The organism is Pseudarthrobacter sp. NPDC055928 (genome assembly GCF_042270935.1).
In the GTDB taxonomy this organism is placed as follows: Bacteria; Actinomycetota; Actinomycetes; order Actinomycetales; family Micrococcaceae; genus Arthrobacter.
This window is the reverse complement of the sequence record NZ_JBHJZH010000019.1, coordinates 53,527-72,047: the sequence shown is the minus strand read 5'-3', so window position 1 is coordinate 72,047 and position 18,521 is coordinate 53,527. Positions and strand designations below refer to the sequence as shown.

Here is an 18,521-nt window from a genome sequence, read left to right as displayed (position 1 = left end):
ACCTCCCATGACCAATATGAACGCAACGGTGAGCTAAGTCACGACCTGCCCAATGATGGATATCACACCGGACCGACGCGATGAGCCCAGAGAATGCGCCGCAGCGTCTACCAGATTATCCATAAGGAGACACATCATGGCTTCTCAACGAGGAGAGTCAGCAGCGCCTGCCAAGGCCGCCCGCAAGGGCCTGGACAAATCCCACTACCTCTACATTGCCGTCATTGCCGCCGTGATCCTGGGCGCCCTCGTCGGTCTGCTGTTCCCCGAAGTCGGCAAATCACTGAAACCGCTCGGCGACGGCTTCATCAAGCTCATCAAGATGATGATCGCACCCATCATCTTCTGCACGATCGTCCTGGGCATTGGCTCCATCGCCAAGGCTGCCACCGTCGGCAAGGTGGGCGGCTTGGCCCTTGGCTACTTCGTCCTCATGTCCACCTTTGCCTTGGGTATCGGCCTTGTGGTCGGGAACCTGATCCACCCGGGTGAGGGTTTGAAGCTGGCGGCCTACGACCCCAATAAGAAGGCCGAAGTAGACAGCACGGTTGCTTTCCTCCTGGGTATCATTCCGGGCGACATCCCCGTCCTGCCCACACTCTTCGCCGCCATCCTCGTAGGCTTCGCCCTCCAGAAGATGGGCGCGCAGGGCGCTCCTGTCCTCAAAGCCATCGGCCACGGCCAGGTGGTTGTGTTCCGGATCCTGATCATGATCATGTGGCTTGCTCCGGTGGGCGCCTTCGGTGCCATCGCTGCTGTTGTCGGCGCCACTGGCTTCGCGGCAATCGTGAGCATGTTCACCCTCATGGCTGCCTTCTACATCACTTGCGCCCTCTTCATCGTGGTGATCCTCGGCGGCCTGCTCCAGGTAGTGACCGGCGTCAACATCTTCAAGCTGATGAAGTACTTGGCCCGCGAATACCTCCTGATCTTCTCCACCTCTTCCTCCGAAGCAGCCCTGCCGCGCCTGATCGCCAAGATGGAGCACCTGGGTGTCTCCAAGCCGGTGGTGGGTGTCACCGTCCCGACGGGCTACTCCTTCAACCTGGACGGCACCGCCATCTACCTGACAATGGCGTCGCTGTTCGTCGCCAACGCCATGGGAACCCCGCTGGATCTCGGCGCCCAGTTGTCGCTGCTGATCTTCATGATCATCGCCTCCAAGGGTGCAGCCGGTGTCACCGGTGCAGGCCTGGCCACGCTGGCCGCCGGACTGCAGGCCCACAAGCCGGAGCTTCTTGGCGGCGTCGGCATGATCGTCGGAATCGACCGCTTTATGTCCGAAGCCCGTGCCCTGACCAACTTCACGGGCAACGCTGTTGCCACCCTCCTGATCGGCACGTGGGTCAAAGAGATCGACAACGGGCAGGTTGGCCGCGTGCTCTCCGGCGAGGTTCCCTTCGACGAGGAGACCATGATCGCTGGCCATGGCGAGCCGGTGGAGCGCCCGGTTGAAGCCAAGCCGGTACCGGCCACCGTCTAGGTAACCGTCCGGGCGAAAGTCCCGCTGGCCAAGCCCTAATACCAACCGCCAAGACGCCCGTACAGCCCCGGCTGTGCGGGCGTTTTGCGCGCAAGGGAGCCTAACCTTCGACCTCTACCAGAAGGTAAAGGCTCAGAATGCACGCAAAGTCAAGTTCCCTCGAATACCGTGTCGGGGCCTGTAGCCTTGGTGAAAAGCAGGAACGGCGCTGGACTTCCAGCGGCAGGTAAATCACCGTCATCGAAAGTGTGGATAGATACGTGAGCAGCGAACAGGGTTCGGCAACTCTGGAAGGCACGGAACTCGATCTGGAAGACGCCGTGATGGGTCCCACCGGGCGCCCCCACCGCGAATTTCCGGAACCCGCCCCGCTGTCCTCCCACGGTCCGGCGCGCGTGATCGCCATGGTCAACCAAAAAGGCGGCGTCGGCAAGACCACCTCCACCATCAACCTGGCAGCAGCCCTTGCTGAATATGGCCGCCGGGTGCTGTTGGTTGACTTTGATCCGCAGGGTGCCCTCTCAGCCGGCCTCGGCGTCAACCCGCACGAACTCGACCTCACTGTCTACAACGTCCTGATGGACCGCAAGGTCGATATCCGCGACGCCATCCACCAGACCGGCGTTGAAAACGTCGACCTGCTGCCCGCCAATATCGACCTCTCTGCCGCGGAAGTGCAGCTGGTCAACGAGGTTGCCCGCGAGCAGGTCCTGGACAGGGCCCTGAAGAAGGTCGAAGACGACTACGACGTCGTCCTCATCGATTGCCAGCCCTCGCTGGGCCTGCTGACGGTCAATGCCCTGACTGCCGCCCACGGCGTGATCATCCCGCTGATCTGCGAGTTCTTTGCCCTTCGCGCCGTTGCCCTCCTGGTTGAGACCATCGACAAAGTCCAGGACAGGCTCAATCCACGCCTCCAGGTGGACGGCGTCCTCGCCACGATGTATGACGCCCGCACGCTCCACAGCCGCGAAGTCATCACCCGCTTGGTGGAGGCCTTCGGAGACAAGGTGTTCGAAACCGTGATCAAGCGCTCCATCAAGTTCGCTGACGCCACCGTGGCCGCCGAGCCGATCACCAGCTACGCCGGCAACCACATCGGCGCGGATGCCTACCGCCGCTTGGCCAAAGAGCTGATTTCGCGCGGCGGCGCACCCTAGCCAGGCGGTGGCTGAGTCCAAGCCCGGCTTTGAGGTGCGGCTGGCCAACTTCACGGGTCCGTTCGACCTCCTGCTGGGCCTCATCGCCAAGCACCAGCTGGATATCACCGAGGTGGCCATTGCTACTGTCACCGATGAGTTCATCAAATACATCCGGAACCTGCAGAAGCTCGGGGAGGACTGGGCTCTGGACGAGGCCAGCGAGTTCCTCGTCATTGCGGCCACATTGCTGGATCTCAAGGCCGCCCGGCTCCTGCCCGCCGGCGAAGTCGAGGACGACGACGACATCGCCCTCCTCGAGGCCAGGGACCTCCTCTTTGCCCGCCTCCTGCAGTACAAGGCTTTCAAGCAGGTCGCGGGCCTGATCGGCGGGACCCTGGAAGAGGAGTCCCGGCGTTTTCCGCGCCAGGTTGCCCTGGAGGAGCACTTCGCCGCCATGCTCCCCGAGTTGGTCTGGAAGCACACGCCCCAACAGTTCGCCCGGCTGGCCGAAGCCGCGCTGGAACCCAAGGCTCCCAAGCCCACTGAAGTTGGGCTGGGCCACCTGCACGGCAGCGCCGTTAGTGTGAAGGAGCAGGCAGAAATAATGGGCCTGCGCCTCCAGCTGGGGAATCCGTTGACCTTCCGTGCGCTGATCGCCGACGCCGAGTCCACGCTGGTGGTAGTGGCGCGTTTCCTGGCACTGCTGGAAATGTTCCGCGACAAGGCGGTGTCCTTCGACCAGCTGAGCCCGCTGGGCGACCTGACGGTGCACTGGACGGCGGACGGCCGGGACTGGTCCACCGAGAACCTGAGTGAAGAATACGAGGAGCAGCCGTGACCGAAGATGACTCTGCGTCCGCAGCAGATGAAGGCCTTGACGTCTGGAACCTCCCGGGCGGAGCGAAAGCCGCGGTCGAAGCTGTGCTGATGGTGCTGGACCAGCCGGCCACGGCCACCGAACTTGCCGCAGGCCTGAACCTGACTGTCGCCGTCGTCGAGCAGTTGCTGGCGGAACTGCAGCGTGAGTATAACGGCTATACTGTTAAAGCCCCGGACATGGACGTTGCCAGCGATGCTGGCTTCAGCGCCAGCCCCCGGGGTTTTGAATTGCGGAACATCGCCGGTGGCTGGCGGATCTACTCACGCACGGACTTCGCCGACATCGTCGGCCGGTTTGTGCTGGAGGGCCAGACTGCCAGGCTCACGCAGGCGGCGCTGGAAACCTTGGCCGTCATCGCCTACCGGCAGCCCGTTTCCCGGGCGAGGGTGTCTGCAATTCGGGGAGTAAACGTTGATTCGGTCGTGCGGACACTGACGCAGCGCGGGCTGGTCGAAGACGCCGGAAACGATCCGGAGTCAGGCGCCGTCCTGTACCGGACCACATCGTACTTCCTGGAGCGGATGGGAATAGGCTCCGTGGCTGAGTTGCCTCAGCTTTCACCCCATCTTCCGGGGCTCGAAGGCATCGAGGAGTTCTACGACGCCGGAAGAATGTAGGCGGGGCATCCTGCCTGCGCACAAGAGTATTCATCAGGGCAGATTTATTCTGCACGGCTGGCTAGTGTTGTCCTTGGACAACGTGCCGGTCAAAATATCGAAGGACGGGTCATGACACAGGCGGGACGCCAGGGTTCACCACGTAACAGTTCAGGACGTAACAGTTCAGGACGTAATTCATCACAGGGCGCAGCGGGCGGCGGTTTCCGCGGCGCCGCCGGAAAGCGCAATGCCGGGTTCGGCGGCGGCGACCGCCCCCACAAGGCACCCAAGCCCCGCGAGGAACGCTTTGTCGATCCCGACGAGGCAGCCGCAGGCCAGCCCGCCCGCGGCGCATCCGACTGGAAGCCGGCCGCCCCCTCATCGCGGAAGCCTGCCGCCCGCAAACCGGGCGCCAAGAAGGCTCCCGGCACGCCTGGCGCGCTCAAGCCCAAACCACGCACGGGCAAGCCGGGGGCAGCGGCATCCCGCGCGTTCGGCAGTGAACGGTTCGGACAGAACCTTGGCCCCGTGCGCAAGCCTTCGCGCAAGCGCGGTCCCCGCGGCGACGTCCCGCAGTCTGAACTGCACGACGCCGATGGCATCCGCCTGCAAAAGGTGATGGCACAGGCCGGCGTCGCCTCACGACGGGTCTGCGAAGAGATGATCACTGAGGGCCGCGTCGAGGTCGATGGTCAGGTTGTCACCGAACTGGGTGTCCGGGTGGACCCCAAGACCGCTGTCATCCACGTCGACGGACTCCGCATCCAGCTGGACGAAAACCTCGTCTACATGGTCTTCAACAAGCCAAAAGGCGTCGTGTCCACGATGGAAGACCCCGACGGCCGCCCCTGCATCAGCGATTTTGTGCGGAAGACTCACCAGGGCGAACGCCTGTTCCACGTCGGCCGGCTGGACGTCGCCACCGAAGGGCTGCTGCTGCTCACGAACGACGGCGAACTTGCCAACCGCCTGACGCACCCGTCCTACGAGGTTCCCAAGACCTACCTGGTGCAGGTCCGTGGACCATTCCCGCAGGGAATCGGCGCCCAGCTACGGGAAGGCGTGGAACTCGAAGACGGCTTCGCCTCCGTTGACTCCTTCAAGCTGGTGGACTCCACCCCGGGCCACGTGCTGATCGAAGTTGTCCTGCACTCTGGCAAGAACCGGATTGTCCGGCGCTTGTTCGATGCCGTGGGCTTCCCCGTGCTGCGCCTTGTGCGCGTCAAGGTGGGTCCCATCGGCCTGGGCGACCAGCGACAGGGCAGCATCCGGAACCTGGGCAAGCAGGAAGTCGGCCACCTGCTGGCATCCGTAGGGCTCTGACGCATGTCCGCTTTTCGTACGTACGGCCGCGGACACCTGAACGGACCGGTCGTAGTGATCGGCACGGGGCTGCTCGGCGCCAGCATCGGGCTGGGGCTGCGTGGCCGCGCCGTGCCTGTGTACCTGTCTGACCCGTCGCCCACCAACCAGGCAGTCGCCGTCGATATCGGGGCGGGGCTGCCGCTGTCGGAACTTGAAGGCGCCGCGCCGGAACTCGTGGTCGTGGCGGCGCCACCGGACGTGACCGCCGACGTCGTTGCGGGCGCATTGGCGCAGTACCCGGAATCCGTGGTGGTGGACATCGCCAGCGTTAAGGCTGACATTCTGGCTGACCTGCGCGCCCGTGGTGCGGACCTTTCCCGCTATGTTGGCAGCCACCCCATGGCCGGCCGGGAAAAGTCCGGGCCCGTTGCCGCCCGGGGAGAACTGTTTACGTCCATGCCCTGGGTGGTTTGTCCGTCGGATGAGTCCTCGGCTGAAGCCACGCGGGTGGCGCGGGCCCTGGCCTCGGACTTGGGGGCCGTGGTTTCCCAATTCACGGCAGACGAACATGATGAGGCTGTGGCCCTCGTGTCGCACCTGCCGCAGGTGATGTCCTCGTTGTTGGCCAGCCGCCTGCAGGGAACGCCGCTGCACGCACTCTCGCTTGCAGGCAACGGCCTGCGGGACGTCACCCGGATCGCCGCGAGCGATCCCACATTGTGGGTGCAGATCCTGGGCGGCAACGCCCGGAAAGTGGTGGAGATCCTCTACGGTGTCCGCGAGGACCTGAACCGCCTCATTGGCACGCTGGAGGCGCCCGGCGCACCGGGCGCGCGGCTGGATCTCGCCCAGCTGATCAGCGAAGGCAACGCCGGCCAAGCACGCATTCCCGGTAAACACGGCGGCCCGCCGCAGGCCTACTCCTGGCTCACCGTCCTGGTGGACGACAAGCCGGGCCAGATCGCCCTTCTCCTCACCGAGATCGGCGAGATCGGCGTCAACGTGGAAGACCTCCGGCTGGACCATTCGTCAGGCCAGAATGTCGGCATGGTGGAGCTCTCCGTCCTGCCGAACAAACACGACCACCTGATCGAAGCACTCAACGACCGCGGATGGCGGGTACTGCAGTAATGACACAGGAACTCCTCGACACCCTGCCCGCCCTGCGCGTGGGACGGCCCCTCGTCGTGGCAATCGACGGCCCGTCAGGCTCCGGCAAGTCCAGCGTGAGCAAGGAAGTTGCGCGCCGGCTGCGGCTCGCCTATTTGGACACAGGGGCCATGTACCGGGCGCTGACGTGGTTCTGCGTGAACACCGGAGTCGACCTCAACGACGCCGCGGCCGTGGAGCAGGCTGCACGGGACCTCGTGTTGGAGCTAAGCACCAGTCCCCACGAGGACTACGTGCGGGTTGATGGGGTCGACGTTGCCGACGCCATCCGCGAACCTGCCATTTCCTCGGCCGTCAGTTCCGTGGCCACAACGCTGGGTGCGCGGACCGAGCTGATCCGCCGCCAGCGCGAGCTGATTGAAAAGCACCTCCGCCGGATGGTGGTGGAGGGTCGGGACATTACTACAGTCGTCGCACCCGGGGCAGAAGTCCGGATGTTGCTGACCGCCAGTGAGGAAGCCAGGCTTCGCCGTCGCGGCATCCAGCTTGGGGGTACTCAGAACGCCGAGCAGCTCGCCGCCCAGGTAATCCACCGCGACGCCAAGGATTCCACGGTGGTGAATTTCACCCAGGCCGCCGACGGCGTGGTGACGCTCGATTCCTCGGACTTGGACTTCGAAGAAACCGTGGACGCCGCCCTCGTGATTGTCACCAAGGTCCTCAACCGTGACTGACGGCGGCGCAAAGCTCCCCGCCGGCTGGACCATGGCTTGGAGCCGGCCGGTTGGCTGGATCCTGGACCATGCGGTGTACCGCACTTCGGTGACCGGCCGGGACAATGTCCCTACCGGGGGACCGGTAATTTTTGCCGGCAACCACATCAGTTTCCTGGACGGGCCGGTGATGTTCGGTGCGTCTCCACGCCCGATGCACATCCTGGTCAAGAAAGAGATGTTCAAAGGTTTCCTCGGCCGGGTCCTGCGGGCATCCGGCCAGCTTCCCGTGGACCGCACCGGCGACCGTGCGGCGCTGTTGCTCTGCAAGGACGTGCTCGACGCCGGCCGTTGCGTCGGGATTCTGCCCGAAGGCACCCGGGGGAGCGGCCAGGCAACGGACATCAACAATGGCGTGGCGTGGCTGGCGCTGAACTCGGGGGCGCCGGTAGTGCCGGTGGCCATCCTGGGGACCAGGACCGGCGATGAACACCTGGACACTGTTCCCAGGCCGGGGCGGCGATTCCATGTCAGCTTCGGCGATGCCCTGACGCTAAGCCGCAATCCCGGTGAAACCGGGCGTGCTTCAATGGACAGGGCGGGAATGGAAATCCGCGCTGCGCTGGCAGGGCACGTCCAGGATGCAATCAGACTCAGTGGGCAGCCTTTGCCCCACGCGGACCAACCGCTTGAACCAGCAGTAGCCGGGACGCCGGCAGATGACCACTAAGGAAAGTGCAATGAGCGATACGACTCAAACCTCCGGCCACTTCGGCGCCGGCGAAGACGAATACACGCCCACCGGCACAGACCAGGTGGCCGAGCGGCTGGCTGCCCTGGACGACGAAGAAGCAGAGACGCGCGCAGCGTCCCTCCGTGCGGGCCTGGAAGACTACGAACTTGATGAGGACGACGCCGCCCTGCTCAGCGGCGGGTACGACGACGAGGACTTCGACGGTCCGGTCAAGCTGGACCCCGTCCTGGCCATTATCGGGCGCCCGAACGTGGGCAAGTCCACCCTGGTAAACCGTATCCTGGGCCGCCGCGAAGCCGTGGTGGAAGATACTCCGGGCGTTACCCGGGACCGGGTGATGTACTCGGCTCACTGGAACGGGCGCAACTTCACGCTCGTGGACACCGGCGGCTGGGAGCACGATGCCCGCGGCATCCACGCCCGCGTGGCCGAGCAGGCTGAGATGGCCGTCGAACTTGCCGACGCCGTGCTGTTCGTTGTTGACTCCGCTGTGGGCGCAACTGCCACGGATGAGGGTGTCATGAAGATGCTCCGCCGCAGCAAGAAACCCGTCATCATGGTGGCGAACAAGGTGGACGACTTTGCCCAGGAGGCCGACTCGGCCACCCTGTGGGGCCTCGGCTTTGGCGAGCCGTACCCGGTCTCCGCCCTGCATGGACGCGGTGTCGCCGACCTCCTGGACCATGTCATGGACACCCTCCCGGAGTTCTCCACGATCGAAGGACTGGAGCGCTCGGGCGGCCCGCGCCGCATCGCGCTGATCGGACGCCCCAACGTGGGCAAGTCTTCCCTGCTGAACAAGCTGGCAGGCTCGGAGCGTGTGGTGGTGGACAACACCGCCGGCACAACGCGCGACCCCGTGGATGAGTTCATCGAACTCGGTGGCCGTACGTGGCGGTTCGTTGACACGGCCGGCATCCGGCGCCGCCAGCACATGGCCCAAGGCGCCGACTACTACGCTTCGCTGCGTACCCAGGCTGCCTTGGAGAAGGCGGAAGTCGCCGTCGTCCTGCTGGCCGTGGACGAAGTCCTCAGCGAACAGGACGTCAGGATCCTGCAGTTGGCCATCGAATCCGGCCGGGCGCTGGTCCTGGCGTTCAACAAGTGGGACCTGCTCGACGACGAACGCCGGACGTACCTGGAGCGCGAAATTGAACAGGACCTGGCCCACGTGGCCTGGGCGCCCCGGGTCAACATTTCCGCGCTGACGGGCTGGCACAAGGACCGCCTGGTCCCGGCTTTGGACCTTGCCTTGGAGAGCTGGGACAAGCGCATCCCCACCGGGCGCCTGAATGCCTTCCTCGGCGAACTTGTGGCGGCGCACCCCCACCCCGTCCGTGGCGGAAAGCAGCCCCGCATCCTGTTCGGCACCCAGGCATCCAGCCGCCCGCCGAAGTTCGTCCTGTTCACCACCGGGTTCCTTGACCCCGGATACCGCCGCTTCATCACCCGCCGCCTGCGGGAGACGTTCGGCTTCGAAGGCACACCCATCGAGGTCAACATGCGCGTCCGCGAAAAGCGCGGCAAGAAGCGTTAATTGCGACACACCAGCTGATCCTATGCCGGAAAGTGTCACAGGCACCCTCTGGCATCGTGTAAGCTTTTCAAGGTGGTTCGGCCGGACTGCTGAGTTGAAATCCTGGCTAACATCAGGAGTAAACGCAGCGGAGAACGGCAGAACTAACGGGCTGTAGCGCAGCTTGGTAGCGCACTTGACTGGGGGTCAAGGGGTCGCAGGTTCAAATCCTGTCAGCCCGACCAAAAACGGAAGCACCCCGGAGAATTTCTCCGGGGTGCTTTTGCGTTTGCTGTTATTTCAGGAACTTTGAGGTCCGCCGGTCCGCCAGGACCTTTCCATTGGTCTGGCATGTGGGGCAGTACTGGAGCGAGGTGTCCGCGAACGAAACTTCGCGGACCGTGTCCCCGCATACCGGGCAGGACTCACCCGTCCGGGCGTGGACCCGCATGTGGCTCCGTTTGACGTCCTTCAGCTCGCTGGGCGGCTTGCCGCGGGCTTCGGTTAGCGCCGTGCCAAGGACATTGTGGATGGCGTCGTAGAGGACCTCGACCTGCCCCTGGTCGAGGGACTTGGAGATCGCGAAGGGCGATATTTTTGCGGCGTGCAGGATCTCGTCGCTGTAGGCGTTTCCGATTCCGGCGATGACACTTTGGCTACGCAGGAGCCCCTTGATCTGTTGGGAACTGGAGCGGAGGATCCCGGCCAGCGTATCGGCGTCGAACTCCGCACTGAAGGGATCCGGGCCAAGCGCGGCGATTCCCGGCACATCCTGTGGCTCGCGCACTACGTAGACTGCCAGGCTCTTCTTGGTGCCGGCTTCGGTGAGGTCCATCCCGTGCCGGCCATTGTCACCGGAAAAGGCCATCCGGACAGCGATGTGGCCTTTGCCCTTACGGAGCTCAGAGTTGCTCGGCGAGTCCGTGAAGCGGACCCAGCCGGCCCGTGCGAGATGAAAAACCAGCGACAAGCCGCCGGTGTCAACGCAGATGAATTTGCCGAAGCGGCGGACCCCTGTCACGGCCCGGCCGTACAACTCGGTATAAGGCGGATCCGCCGTCTTCAACACGGCGAAGGACACAACCTGGACCTGGTCCAGGACCGTACCGCGCAGATGGCCGTCCAGATAGTCAGCCAGGCCTGCAACCTCGGGAAGCTCGGGCATGCCCCCATCATGTCAGAATCCTCCTCGAACGCCCTGGGAGTTGTGCCTATACTTTCAGCGGCGGCTTGTTTTGCAGGCCCCGTTGACATTGGTGTTTGACTCGACGAAAGGCCCCAGATGAGCAACATTCCCGAAGACCTGTCCTACACCGCAGAGCACGAATGGGTGTCCGCGCCCAACGCCGATGGCGTGGTCCGCGTGGGCATCACCGACTTCGCCCAGGACGCCCTCGGAGACGTTGTCTACGCACAGATGCCCGAGGTGGGTACCAAAATCACCGCGAACGAGGTAGTGGGCGAAGTCGAGTCCACCAAGAGCGTGAGCGACATTTACGCCCCGGTCAGCGGGGAAGTCGTTGCACGCAACGACTCCCTGGACACCGATTCTGCCCTGATCAACTCCGATCCCTACGGTGACGGCTGGCTCATTGAAGTCAAACTGGCTGAAGCTGACGCTGTGGAGTCGCTGCTCAGTGCATCGGAGTACGAACAACAGGTAGGCTGAAAGCTAACCGGTTCATCCGGTCCGGCCACACGACGTCTTCGCACGTCAATGGCCGGATCCGGCGTCCGGAACCGGGCCTGCGAGGCAGGCCCGGAGGGGACATGTTGACTGCAGGTGACGCTGCAGCGGAAGAGGAGGAAGCCATGGTTGGCCACAAGCAAAACCCTGCCGATGGGGATTACGGTACAGGCAAGGCTTCGGAGACCACCTCGATCCATCTCACGCCCGTCACCGAAGAACCCACCATTACGCCCAAGCTTTCAATGGACGAGCGCAGTTCTGTCGAGGCGCTGCCCGCCGGGTCGGCGCTGTTGATTGCCCACAGTGGCCCCAACGCCGGTGCCCGCTTCCTGCTGGACTCTGACGTCACCACCGCCGGGCGCCACCCTGACGCCGACATCTTCCTGGACGACGTCACCGTTTCCCGCCGCCATGTTGAGTTTCGTCGTACGCCGCGCAGCTTCGAAGTGGTGGACAAAGGCAGCCTCAACGGCACGTATGTCAACCACGACCGCGTGGACAGCGTTGAACTGAAGTCCGGAAGCGAAGTCCAGATCGGCAAATTCCGCCTCACCTTCTACCTGAGCCCTGCCCGCGCTGCAGGCCGCGTCTGATCCCGGGGCAGTTGCCTGTGGCAATGGCACAACCGGAACGCCGGGGACCGCAGGTCCTGAACATCGGGGAAGTTCTCGCCCAGCTCAGCGGGGAGTTTCCTGGAATGACTGCGTCGAAAATCAGGTTCCTGGAAGAGAAGGGACTTATCAATCCGCGCCGTACCCCGGCGGGGTACCGGCAGTACTCAGACGGCGACGTCGAACGCCTCCGGTTTGTTCTGGCACTTCAGCGGGACCAGTATCTTCCCCTCAAAGTCATCAAGGACTATCTCGACGCGATCGACAGGGGAGAGCGGCCGGAGAACCTTCCGCCCGGCGTCGTGGTTTCACCGCGGATTGTCTCGGACGAGCTGGCAGCCGAGCTTCAGAACCGTGGCCGCAAGCTCAGCGAGGAGCAGCTTCGGACCGAGTCCGGAGCCAGTGTCCCGCTGCTGCAGTCGCTGCTTAGCTTCGGGCTGATCAGCCACAGCAACGGCAAATTTGATGAGCACGCCCTGCAGGTGGCGCGCGCCTGCGTGCAGCTGGAAAGCCACGGCCTTGAACCGCGGCACCTGCGGCCATTCCAGGCCGCGGCCGAACGTGAATTCGGGCTCGTGGAGCGTGCAGTGGCGCCCCTCGCATCGCGCAAGGACTCGGCGTCCCAGGCCCGTGCGGCCGAAGCGGCCCGCGAAATCAGCGACCTCTGCCTCACCCTGCACCGGGCCCTGGTGCAGGATCACATCTCACGCATGGACATCTGATGATCGAAGTCGAGATCGTAGGGGTTCGGATCGAACTTCCCTCCAACCAGCCGCTGGTGCTGCTTCGCGAGATCCACGGCGAACGCCACGTGCCGATCTGGATCGGCACGCCGGAGGCCAGTGCTATCGCCCTGGCCCAGCAAGGTGTGGTCCCACCCCGCCCCATGACGCACGACCTCCTCGTTGACGTCGTTGAATCCTTGGGCCACTCGGTAGTCAGCGTTAACATCGTGGCCGTCGAGGACAACATCTTCTACGGCCAGCTGCAGTTTGAGAACGGAACCACCGTCAGCTCACGTGCCTCAGATGCGCTGGCCATCGCGCTGCGGGCCAAGTGCCGGATCTGGTGCGCCGACTCCGTGATGGATGAGGCCGGGGTCCGCATCACCGAACACGATGAAGGCGAAGACACCGAACCCGGGCCAACGGTCGATGAAGAACGTGAACTGCGCCGCTTCCGGGAGTTCCTGGACGACGTTGAACCGGAAGATTTCGACGGCTGACATCACGTTAAGGTTAAAGTTGAGGCTGAAAGTTTCGACACGCCCTGCCAAACAGCCGCACGTCTTTGACCTTGGGTCTTTGCAGGCCTAACGTCGAAGGTATCAAGTTCCCATTGCTTACGGCAGCCGCGCAAGTCACACTGTAAGGTGCGACCCCAGGAAATTACATGCATGGACTTCGTTCCGGTTCAGGCTGCCGCAGTTTTCCCCCGGGAGCTTATGACAAGGAGGATCCAGGTGAGTCCCAAAGGCGAAGCAGGCGAGCTGAAACAGCCCTCGACGGCTGGTGTTGCCGTGCCCGCGAGCGGTGCCCAGGGCCTTCTGTTTACCGAAGATCTGCCAGTCCTCGACGAAGACGCAGGTTACCGCGGACCGACTGCCTGCAAGGCGGCCGGAATCACCTATCGGCAGCTTGATTACTGGGCACGTACCGGCCTCGTGGAACCTGCCGTTCGAGGTGCTGCCGGTTCCGGTTCGCAGCGGCTATACGGTTTCCGGGACATCCTTGTCCTGAAGGTGGTTAAGCGGCTCCTCGATACCGGGGTCTCGTTGCAGCAGATCCGGACCGCGGTGGAACACCTGCGGGAACGGGGCGTGGAAGACCTCGCCCAGATCACGCTGATGAGCGACGGCGCCAGTGTCTATGAGTGCACGTCCGCCGATGAAGTCATAGATCTCGTCCAGGGTGGCCAGGGCGTGTTTGGCATTGCGGTCGGCCGAGTGTGGCGGGAGGTCGAAGGCAGCCTGGCGTCCCTCCCGAGCGAGCATGCGGCCGAACAGTCCTTTCCGGACGACGAACTCAGCAAGCGCCGTGCTGCCCGAAAAACCGGCTAAACCCTAGAACTTCAAAGGCCACCTTCCAAAGGAAGGTGGCCTTTTCCATGTCTTCCGCATTGCGGCGCCTAGCGCTGGCTGCGGCTCCGCAGCCCGTTGCCGACGGCGAGGAGGTTGGCCAGCAGGGTATCGAAGAGCGCGGCAGCCGATTTCGCCGAGTCACCCGGCCAGTGGTGCACGGGATGCGCCGCGCCCTGGATCTGTTGCCAGTTCGCCTGTTCGGGGATGCGGGGGCTAAGCAGGAGTTCGCCGAACATCGATTCCATCTCCGCAAGCCGGTAGGTGTGCTCGGAGGAGCCGGTGCGCACCCGGTTGGCTACGATGCCGGCGGGTGAAAGGTTCGGGGCGAACTCCTGCCGGAACAGTTGGATGGCCCGCATGGTGCGTTCGGTTCCGGCGACGGAGAACAGCCCCGGCTCTGCCACGAGCGCCACCTTGTCGCTGGCCGACCAGGCCATCCTGGTCAGGCCGTTGAGGGAAGGCGGGCAGTCGATCAGGACAAGCTCGTAGTGATCTGCGCCGGCCAGCACGGTTGAGAGCCGGCGGAGGTCGCGGCGGCCCAGGTCAGGGCGGTCGTAGATGCCGGTATATGCGGAGCCGACGGCGACATCCAGGACAGCAGGTCCGGAACCGTTTGAAGGCGTGCGGGCCGTCCAGCTGCTTCCCACCACGTTTTCCGCGAGTTTGGCCTTGCGCGGGCTCTTGAGCATTCGCCCGATGTCCAGCTGGTCGCCGGGCTGTACGCCCAGTGCCGTGGTCGCATCCGCGTGGGGATCGAGGTCCACCACCAATGTGGGGATGCCCGCGGCAAGCGCCGCAGACGCCAATCCTGTGGTGACGGAAGTCTTGCCGACTCCGCCCTTGAGGCTGCTGATGCTGACTACTTGCACTTGAGAGACCAAAACCTAACGCCGGCTGCCGTGTTGGGGGTAATGTTTGCTCCGGCAGTGCCGAAGCCGGACGGCTCCTGCCGCCCTACTCATCATATGTGGATGCGCCGGCGATTCCTGCTTTATCGGGCGTCGGCATGGCACCTCGGCATGATGGCAACAGCTGGGCCCGGCGATCCCGGTCAAAGCTCCCGGGACATGACGGTAAGTTCTGTGATGGTGGCCACAATGATTTGTATTTCTAAGCGCGGGTCTTAGACACTGTGACCACTTACCGATACACCCGCAATGATGCAGGAGAAGTATGTTTTCCAAGATTCTGGTGGCCAACCGCGGCGAAATCGCGATCAGGGCATTCCGCGCCGGCTACGAGCTGGGCGCCAAGACCGTTGCTGTTTTTCCGAACGAGGACCGTAACTCGATCCACCGCCAGAAGGCCGATGAGGCTTATCTGATCGGTGAGGAAGGCCATCCGGTCAGGGCTTACCTTGACGTGGCCGAAGTGGTCCGTGTGGCCAAGGAGTCCGGTGCTGACGCCATCTACCCTGGCTACGGATTCCTCTCCGAGAACCCGGACCTTGCCCGTGCCGCGAAGGAAGCGGGCATTACGTTCGTTGGTCCGCCGGCTGAAGTCCTGGAGCTCGCAGGCAACAAGGTTGCCGCCCTGGAAGCTGCCCGGAAGGCCGGCGTCCCGGTCCTGAAGTCCAGCCAGCCGTCCAAGGACCTCGATGAGCTCATCGCCGCGGCCGACGAAATCGGGTTCCCCATCTTCGCCAAGGCGGTCGCCGGCGGCGGCGGGCGCGGCATGCGCCGGGTGGACACGCGCGAAGCCCTTCCGGAAGCCCTGCAGTCCGCCATGCGCGAAGCGGATGCGGCGTTCGGTGATCCCACCATGTTCCTGGAGCAGGCCGTCCTGCGGCCGCGGCACATCGAGGTCCAGATCCTCGCCGATGCCGAGGGCAACGTCATGCACCTCTTTGAGCGTGACTGTTCCATCCAGCGCCGCCACCAGAAGGTTATTGAGATCGCCCCCGCGCCCAACCTGGACGAGGGGATCCGCCAGGCCCTGTACCGGGATGCGGTCAAGTTCGCGAAGGCACTGAACTACGTCAACGCCGGTACTGTCGAGTTCCTGGTCGATACCGTCGGCGAACGGGCCGGCCAGCACGTGTTCATTGAGATGAACCCGCGCATCCAGGTGGAGCACACTGTTACCGAAGAAGTCACGGACGTGGACCTGGTGCAGGCGCAGCTGCGGATCGCCTCCGGCGAAACGCTCGCGGACCTGGGACTCTCCCAGGAGACGGTCCAGCTCAAGGGCGCAGCCCTGCAGTGCCGCATCACCACCGAGGACCCTGCCAACGGGTTCCGGCCGGACGTCGGGAAGATCACCGGCTACCGCTCTGCCGGCGGCGCCGGTGTAAGGCTCGACGGCGGCACCGTGTACTCAGGTGCCGAAATCAGCCCGCACTTCGACTCCATGCTGGTGAAGCTCAGCTGCCGCGGCCGCGATTACCCTGCCGCCGTGGCCCGCGCCCGCCGTGCCCTTGCCGAGTTCCGAATCCGTGGCGTCTCCACCAACATTTCGTTCCTGCAGGCGGTCCTGGACGACCCCGACTTTATTGCCGGCAACGTGGCGACCAACTTCATCGACGAACGCCCCCAGCTCCTGAAAGCCCGGGTTTCCGCTGACCGCGGCACCAAGCTGCTGACCTGGCTGGCCGAGGTCACGGTGAACAAGCCGAACGGCGAGCTCACCGTCCACTCCAACCCCGCAGCCAAGCTGCCTTCGGTTGCAGGCACGCAACCTCAGCCGGGATCCCGCCAGCGGCTCCTGGAACTGGGCCCGGAGGGCTTCGCCAAGGCTCTTCGTGAGCAGACAGCGGTGGCTGTCACAGACACCACCTTCCGCGACGCCCACCAGTCCCTGCTCGCTACCAGGGTCCGGACCCGCGACCTGGTAGCTGCGGGCCCGGCCGTCACTGCCCTGCTCCCGGAATTGCTCTCCGTTGAGGCCTGGGGCGGCGCCACCTACGACGTCGCGCTGCGCTTCCTCGGCGAGGACCCGTGGGACCGCCTTGCCGCGCTCCGGAAGGCGCTGCCGAACGTCTGCCTGCAGATGCTGCTCCGTGGCCGGAACACCGTGGGCTACACCCCGTACCCCGAAGAGGTCACGGAGGCGTTTGTCAATGAGGCAGCCGCCACCGGCATCGACATCTTCCGGATTTTCGACGCCCTGAACGACGTCAACCAGATGGCCCCCGCAATCCGTGCAGTCCGGGCCACCGGCACCGCGGTCGCCGAGGTGGCCCTCTGCTACACGGGCGACCTCCTGAACCCGGATGAGAAGCTGTACACGCTCGAGTACTACCTCGAGCTGGCCCAGCGGATTGTGGACGCCGGCGCTCACATCCTTGCCATCAAGGACATGGCCGGCCTGCTCCGTCCAGCTGCCGCCGCGAAACTGGTGGCCGCACTCCGTGAGCGGTTCGACCTTCCGGTCCACCTGCACACCCACGACACCGCCGGAGGCCAACTGGCAACCCTGCTGGCAGCCGTGGACGCTGGTGTGGATGCGGTAGACGTGGCATCCGCCTCGCTGGCCGGAACCACCAGCCAGCCCTCGGCGTCGGCCCTGGTGGCGGCGCTGGCGCACACCCCGCGTGACACCGGGCTGAGCCTGGCAGCCGTGAGCTCCCTGGAGCCCTACTGGGAGGCTGTGCGGCGCGTCTATGCGCCGTTCGAATCGGGCCTGCCGGGCCCCACCGGCCGGGTTTACCAGCACGAAATCCCGGGCGGCCAGCTCTCCAACCTCCGCCAGCAGGCCATGGCACTGGGCCTGGGGGAGCGCTTCGAAGCCATCGAGGACATGTACACCGCGGCGGACCGTATCCTGGGCCGCCTGGTGAAGGTCACGCCCTCTTCGAAGGTGGTGGGCGACCTCGCGCTCCACCTCGTCGGGCTCAACGCCGACCCCGCGGACTTTAACGAGAACCCGCAGAACTACGACATCCCCGACTCCGTCATCGGCTTCCTGTCCGGTGAACTCGGCGACCCGCCCGGAGGCTGGCCGGAACCGTTCCGGACCAAGGCCCTCCAGGGCCGCAGCATCAAGGTCCGCGACGTGGAGCTCAGCCCCGAGGACAGCGCCGCACTGCAGGGCGATTCCAAGACCCGCCAGCACACGCTGAACCGGCTGCTCTTCGACGGTCCCACCAAGGACTACCTCAAGAGCGTGGAAACGTATGGCAACATCTCTGTGCTGGACACCAGGGATTACCTCTACGGCCTGCAGCGCGGGCAGGAGCACGAGATCCAGCTGGAAAAGGGCGTTCGCCTGATCGCCTCGCTGGAAGCAGTGTCCGAGCCGGACGAAAAGGGCATGCGCACGGTCATGTGCACGCTCAACGGGCAGTCCCGCCCTGTCGTCGTCCGTGACCGTTCAGTGGTAAGCAACGTCAAAGCCGCCGAGAAGGCGGACCCGGCCCAGCCTGGCCACGTCGCCGCGCCGTTCGCCGGTGCGGTGACTGTCACCGTCAAGGCCGGCGATACGGTCAACGCCGGTGACACCGTTGCCACTATCGAAGCGATGAAGATGGAAGCCTCGATTACGACGCCGGTGGGCGGCAAGGTTTCACGCCTCGCCATCTCCACTGTTGAGCAGGTCCAGGGCGGGGATCTGCTCCTGGTGGTCGAGTAACTGCCAGGGCTGAGGTTCCGCAGCAACCGCATTAACTGAAAAGGTCCTCCCGGCTCACGCCGGGAGGAC

Annotated in this window: 17 protein-coding genes and 1 tRNA gene; 16 read left to right on the top strand and 2 right to left on the bottom strand. The window is 64.4% G+C overall.

Annotated elements, in window-relative coordinates; translation table 11 throughout:
- The first annotated feature begins 136 nt into the window (after positions 1-136).
- The 10 genes from ACFC25_RS19660 to ACFC25_RS19615 all read left to right on the top strand — a co-directional run bounded on the left by ACFC25_RS19660 (position 137) and on the right by ACFC25_RS19615 (position 9,747).
- Entirely contained in the window at positions 137-1,483 is a 1,347-nt protein-coding gene (locus ACFC25_RS19660; protein ID WP_337347716.1) for a cation:dicarboxylate symporter family transporter, read from the top strand.
- Between the two features lie 260 nt (positions 1,484-1,743).
- Positions 1,744-2,643, top strand: a complete 900-nt coding sequence (locus tag ACFC25_RS19655) for a ParA family protein (RefSeq protein ID WP_104140710.1) — start codon at positions 1,744-1,746, stop codon at positions 2,641-2,643.
- Between the two features lie 7 nt (positions 2,644-2,650).
- On the top strand, positions 2,651-3,463 hold the full coding sequence (locus tag ACFC25_RS19650) for a segregation and condensation protein A (RefSeq protein ID WP_376048273.1): 813 nt from the start codon (positions 2,651-2,653) through the stop codon (positions 3,461-3,463).
- Complete coding sequence (locus tag ACFC25_RS19645; protein ID WP_337347718.1) at positions 3,460-4,122, top strand: SMC-Scp complex subunit ScpB; 663 nt, start codon at positions 3,460-3,462, stop codon at positions 4,120-4,122. Before ACFC25_RS19650 ends, ACFC25_RS19645 begins: the two co-directional genes overlap by 4 nt.
- A gap of 111 nt (positions 4,123-4,233) precedes the next feature.
- On the top strand, positions 4,234-5,427 hold the full coding sequence (locus tag ACFC25_RS19640) for a pseudouridine synthase (protein WP_337347719.1): 1,194 nt from the start codon (positions 4,234-4,236) through the stop codon (positions 5,425-5,427).
- A gap of 3 nt (positions 5,428-5,430) precedes the next feature.
- Entirely contained in the window at positions 5,431-6,540 is a 1,110-nt protein-coding gene (locus ACFC25_RS19635) for a prephenate dehydrogenase (protein ID WP_376048269.1), read from the top strand.
- Positions 6,540-7,253, top strand: a complete 714-nt coding sequence (gene cmk / locus ACFC25_RS19630; RefSeq protein ID WP_337347721.1) for a (d)CMP kinase — start codon at positions 6,540-6,542, stop codon at positions 7,251-7,253. The genes ACFC25_RS19635 and cmk overlap by 1 nt, the downstream gene beginning before the upstream one ends.
- Before the next feature lie 31 nt (positions 7,254-7,284).
- Positions 7,285-7,962, top strand: coding sequence for a lysophospholipid acyltransferase family protein (locus ACFC25_RS19625; protein WP_376048315.1), 678 nt, complete (start codon positions 7,285-7,287; stop codon positions 7,960-7,962).
- Between the two features lie 10 nt (positions 7,963-7,972).
- Positions 7,973-9,523: a ribosome biogenesis GTPase Der gene (der, locus tag ACFC25_RS19620; protein WP_337347722.1), complete on the top strand. Its 1,551-nt coding sequence runs from the start codon at positions 7,973-7,975 to the stop codon at positions 9,521-9,523.
- A 147-nt stretch (positions 9,524-9,670) separates the two neighbouring features.
- Positions 9,671-9,747: transfer RNA gene (locus tag ACFC25_RS19615), tRNA-Pro, on the top strand.
- A 50-nt stretch (positions 9,748-9,797) separates the two neighbouring features.
- Here the strand turns inward: ACFC25_RS19615 and ACFC25_RS19610 are convergent.
- Positions 9,798-10,667 (bottom strand): Fpg/Nei family DNA glycosylase, encoded by an 870-nt coding sequence (locus ACFC25_RS19610; RefSeq protein WP_376048266.1) that lies wholly within the window; start codon positions 10,665-10,667, stop codon positions 9,798-9,800.
- Positions 10,668-10,784: 117 nt separating this feature from the next.
- On the opposite strand from ACFC25_RS19610, the gene gcvH reads away from it, so the two are divergent.
- The 5 genes from gcvH to ACFC25_RS19585 all read left to right on the top strand — a co-directional run bounded on the left by gcvH (position 10,785) and on the right by ACFC25_RS19585 (position 13,862).
- Positions 10,785-11,171, top strand: a complete 387-nt coding sequence (gene gcvH / locus ACFC25_RS19605; protein WP_337347724.1) for a glycine cleavage system protein GcvH — start codon at positions 10,785-10,787, stop codon at positions 11,169-11,171.
- Positions 11,172-11,314: 143 nt separating this feature from the next.
- Entirely contained in the window at positions 11,315-11,785 is a 471-nt protein-coding gene (locus ACFC25_RS19600; RefSeq protein ID WP_337347854.1) for an FHA domain-containing protein, read from the top strand.
- A gap of 23 nt (positions 11,786-11,808) precedes the next feature.
- Positions 11,809-12,525 (top strand): MerR family transcriptional regulator, encoded by a 717-nt coding sequence (locus ACFC25_RS19595; RefSeq protein ID WP_337347725.1) that lies wholly within the window; start codon positions 11,809-11,811, stop codon positions 12,523-12,525.
- Positions 12,525-13,028 carry a bifunctional nuclease family protein gene (locus ACFC25_RS19590; RefSeq protein WP_066285823.1) on the top strand — a complete coding sequence of 168 codons (504 nt, stop codon included), beginning with the start codon at positions 12,525-12,527 and terminating at the stop codon, positions 13,026-13,028. The genes ACFC25_RS19595 and ACFC25_RS19590 overlap by 1 nt, the downstream gene beginning before the upstream one ends.
- Before the next feature lie 237 nt (positions 13,029-13,265).
- Positions 13,266-13,862, top strand: a complete 597-nt coding sequence (locus ACFC25_RS19585) for a MerR family transcriptional regulator (protein WP_066290467.1) — start codon at positions 13,266-13,268, stop codon at positions 13,860-13,862.
- Between the two features lie 68 nt (positions 13,863-13,930).
- On the opposite strand, the gene ACFC25_RS19580 is transcribed toward ACFC25_RS19585, so the two are convergent.
- On the bottom strand, positions 13,931-14,752 hold the full coding sequence (locus tag ACFC25_RS19580; RefSeq protein ID WP_337347726.1) for a ParA family protein: 822 nt from the start codon (positions 14,750-14,752) through the stop codon (positions 13,931-13,933).
- Between the two features lie 304 nt (positions 14,753-15,056).
- On the opposite strand from ACFC25_RS19580, the gene ACFC25_RS19575 reads away from it, so the two are divergent.
- The gene (locus tag ACFC25_RS19575; RefSeq protein ID WP_337351496.1) at positions 15,057-18,452 is read left to right on the top strand and encodes a pyruvate carboxylase; all 3,396 of its coding nucleotides are present in this window, start codon (positions 15,057-15,059) and stop codon (positions 18,450-18,452) included.
- The last annotated feature ends 69 nt before the right edge of the window (positions 18,453-18,521 follow it).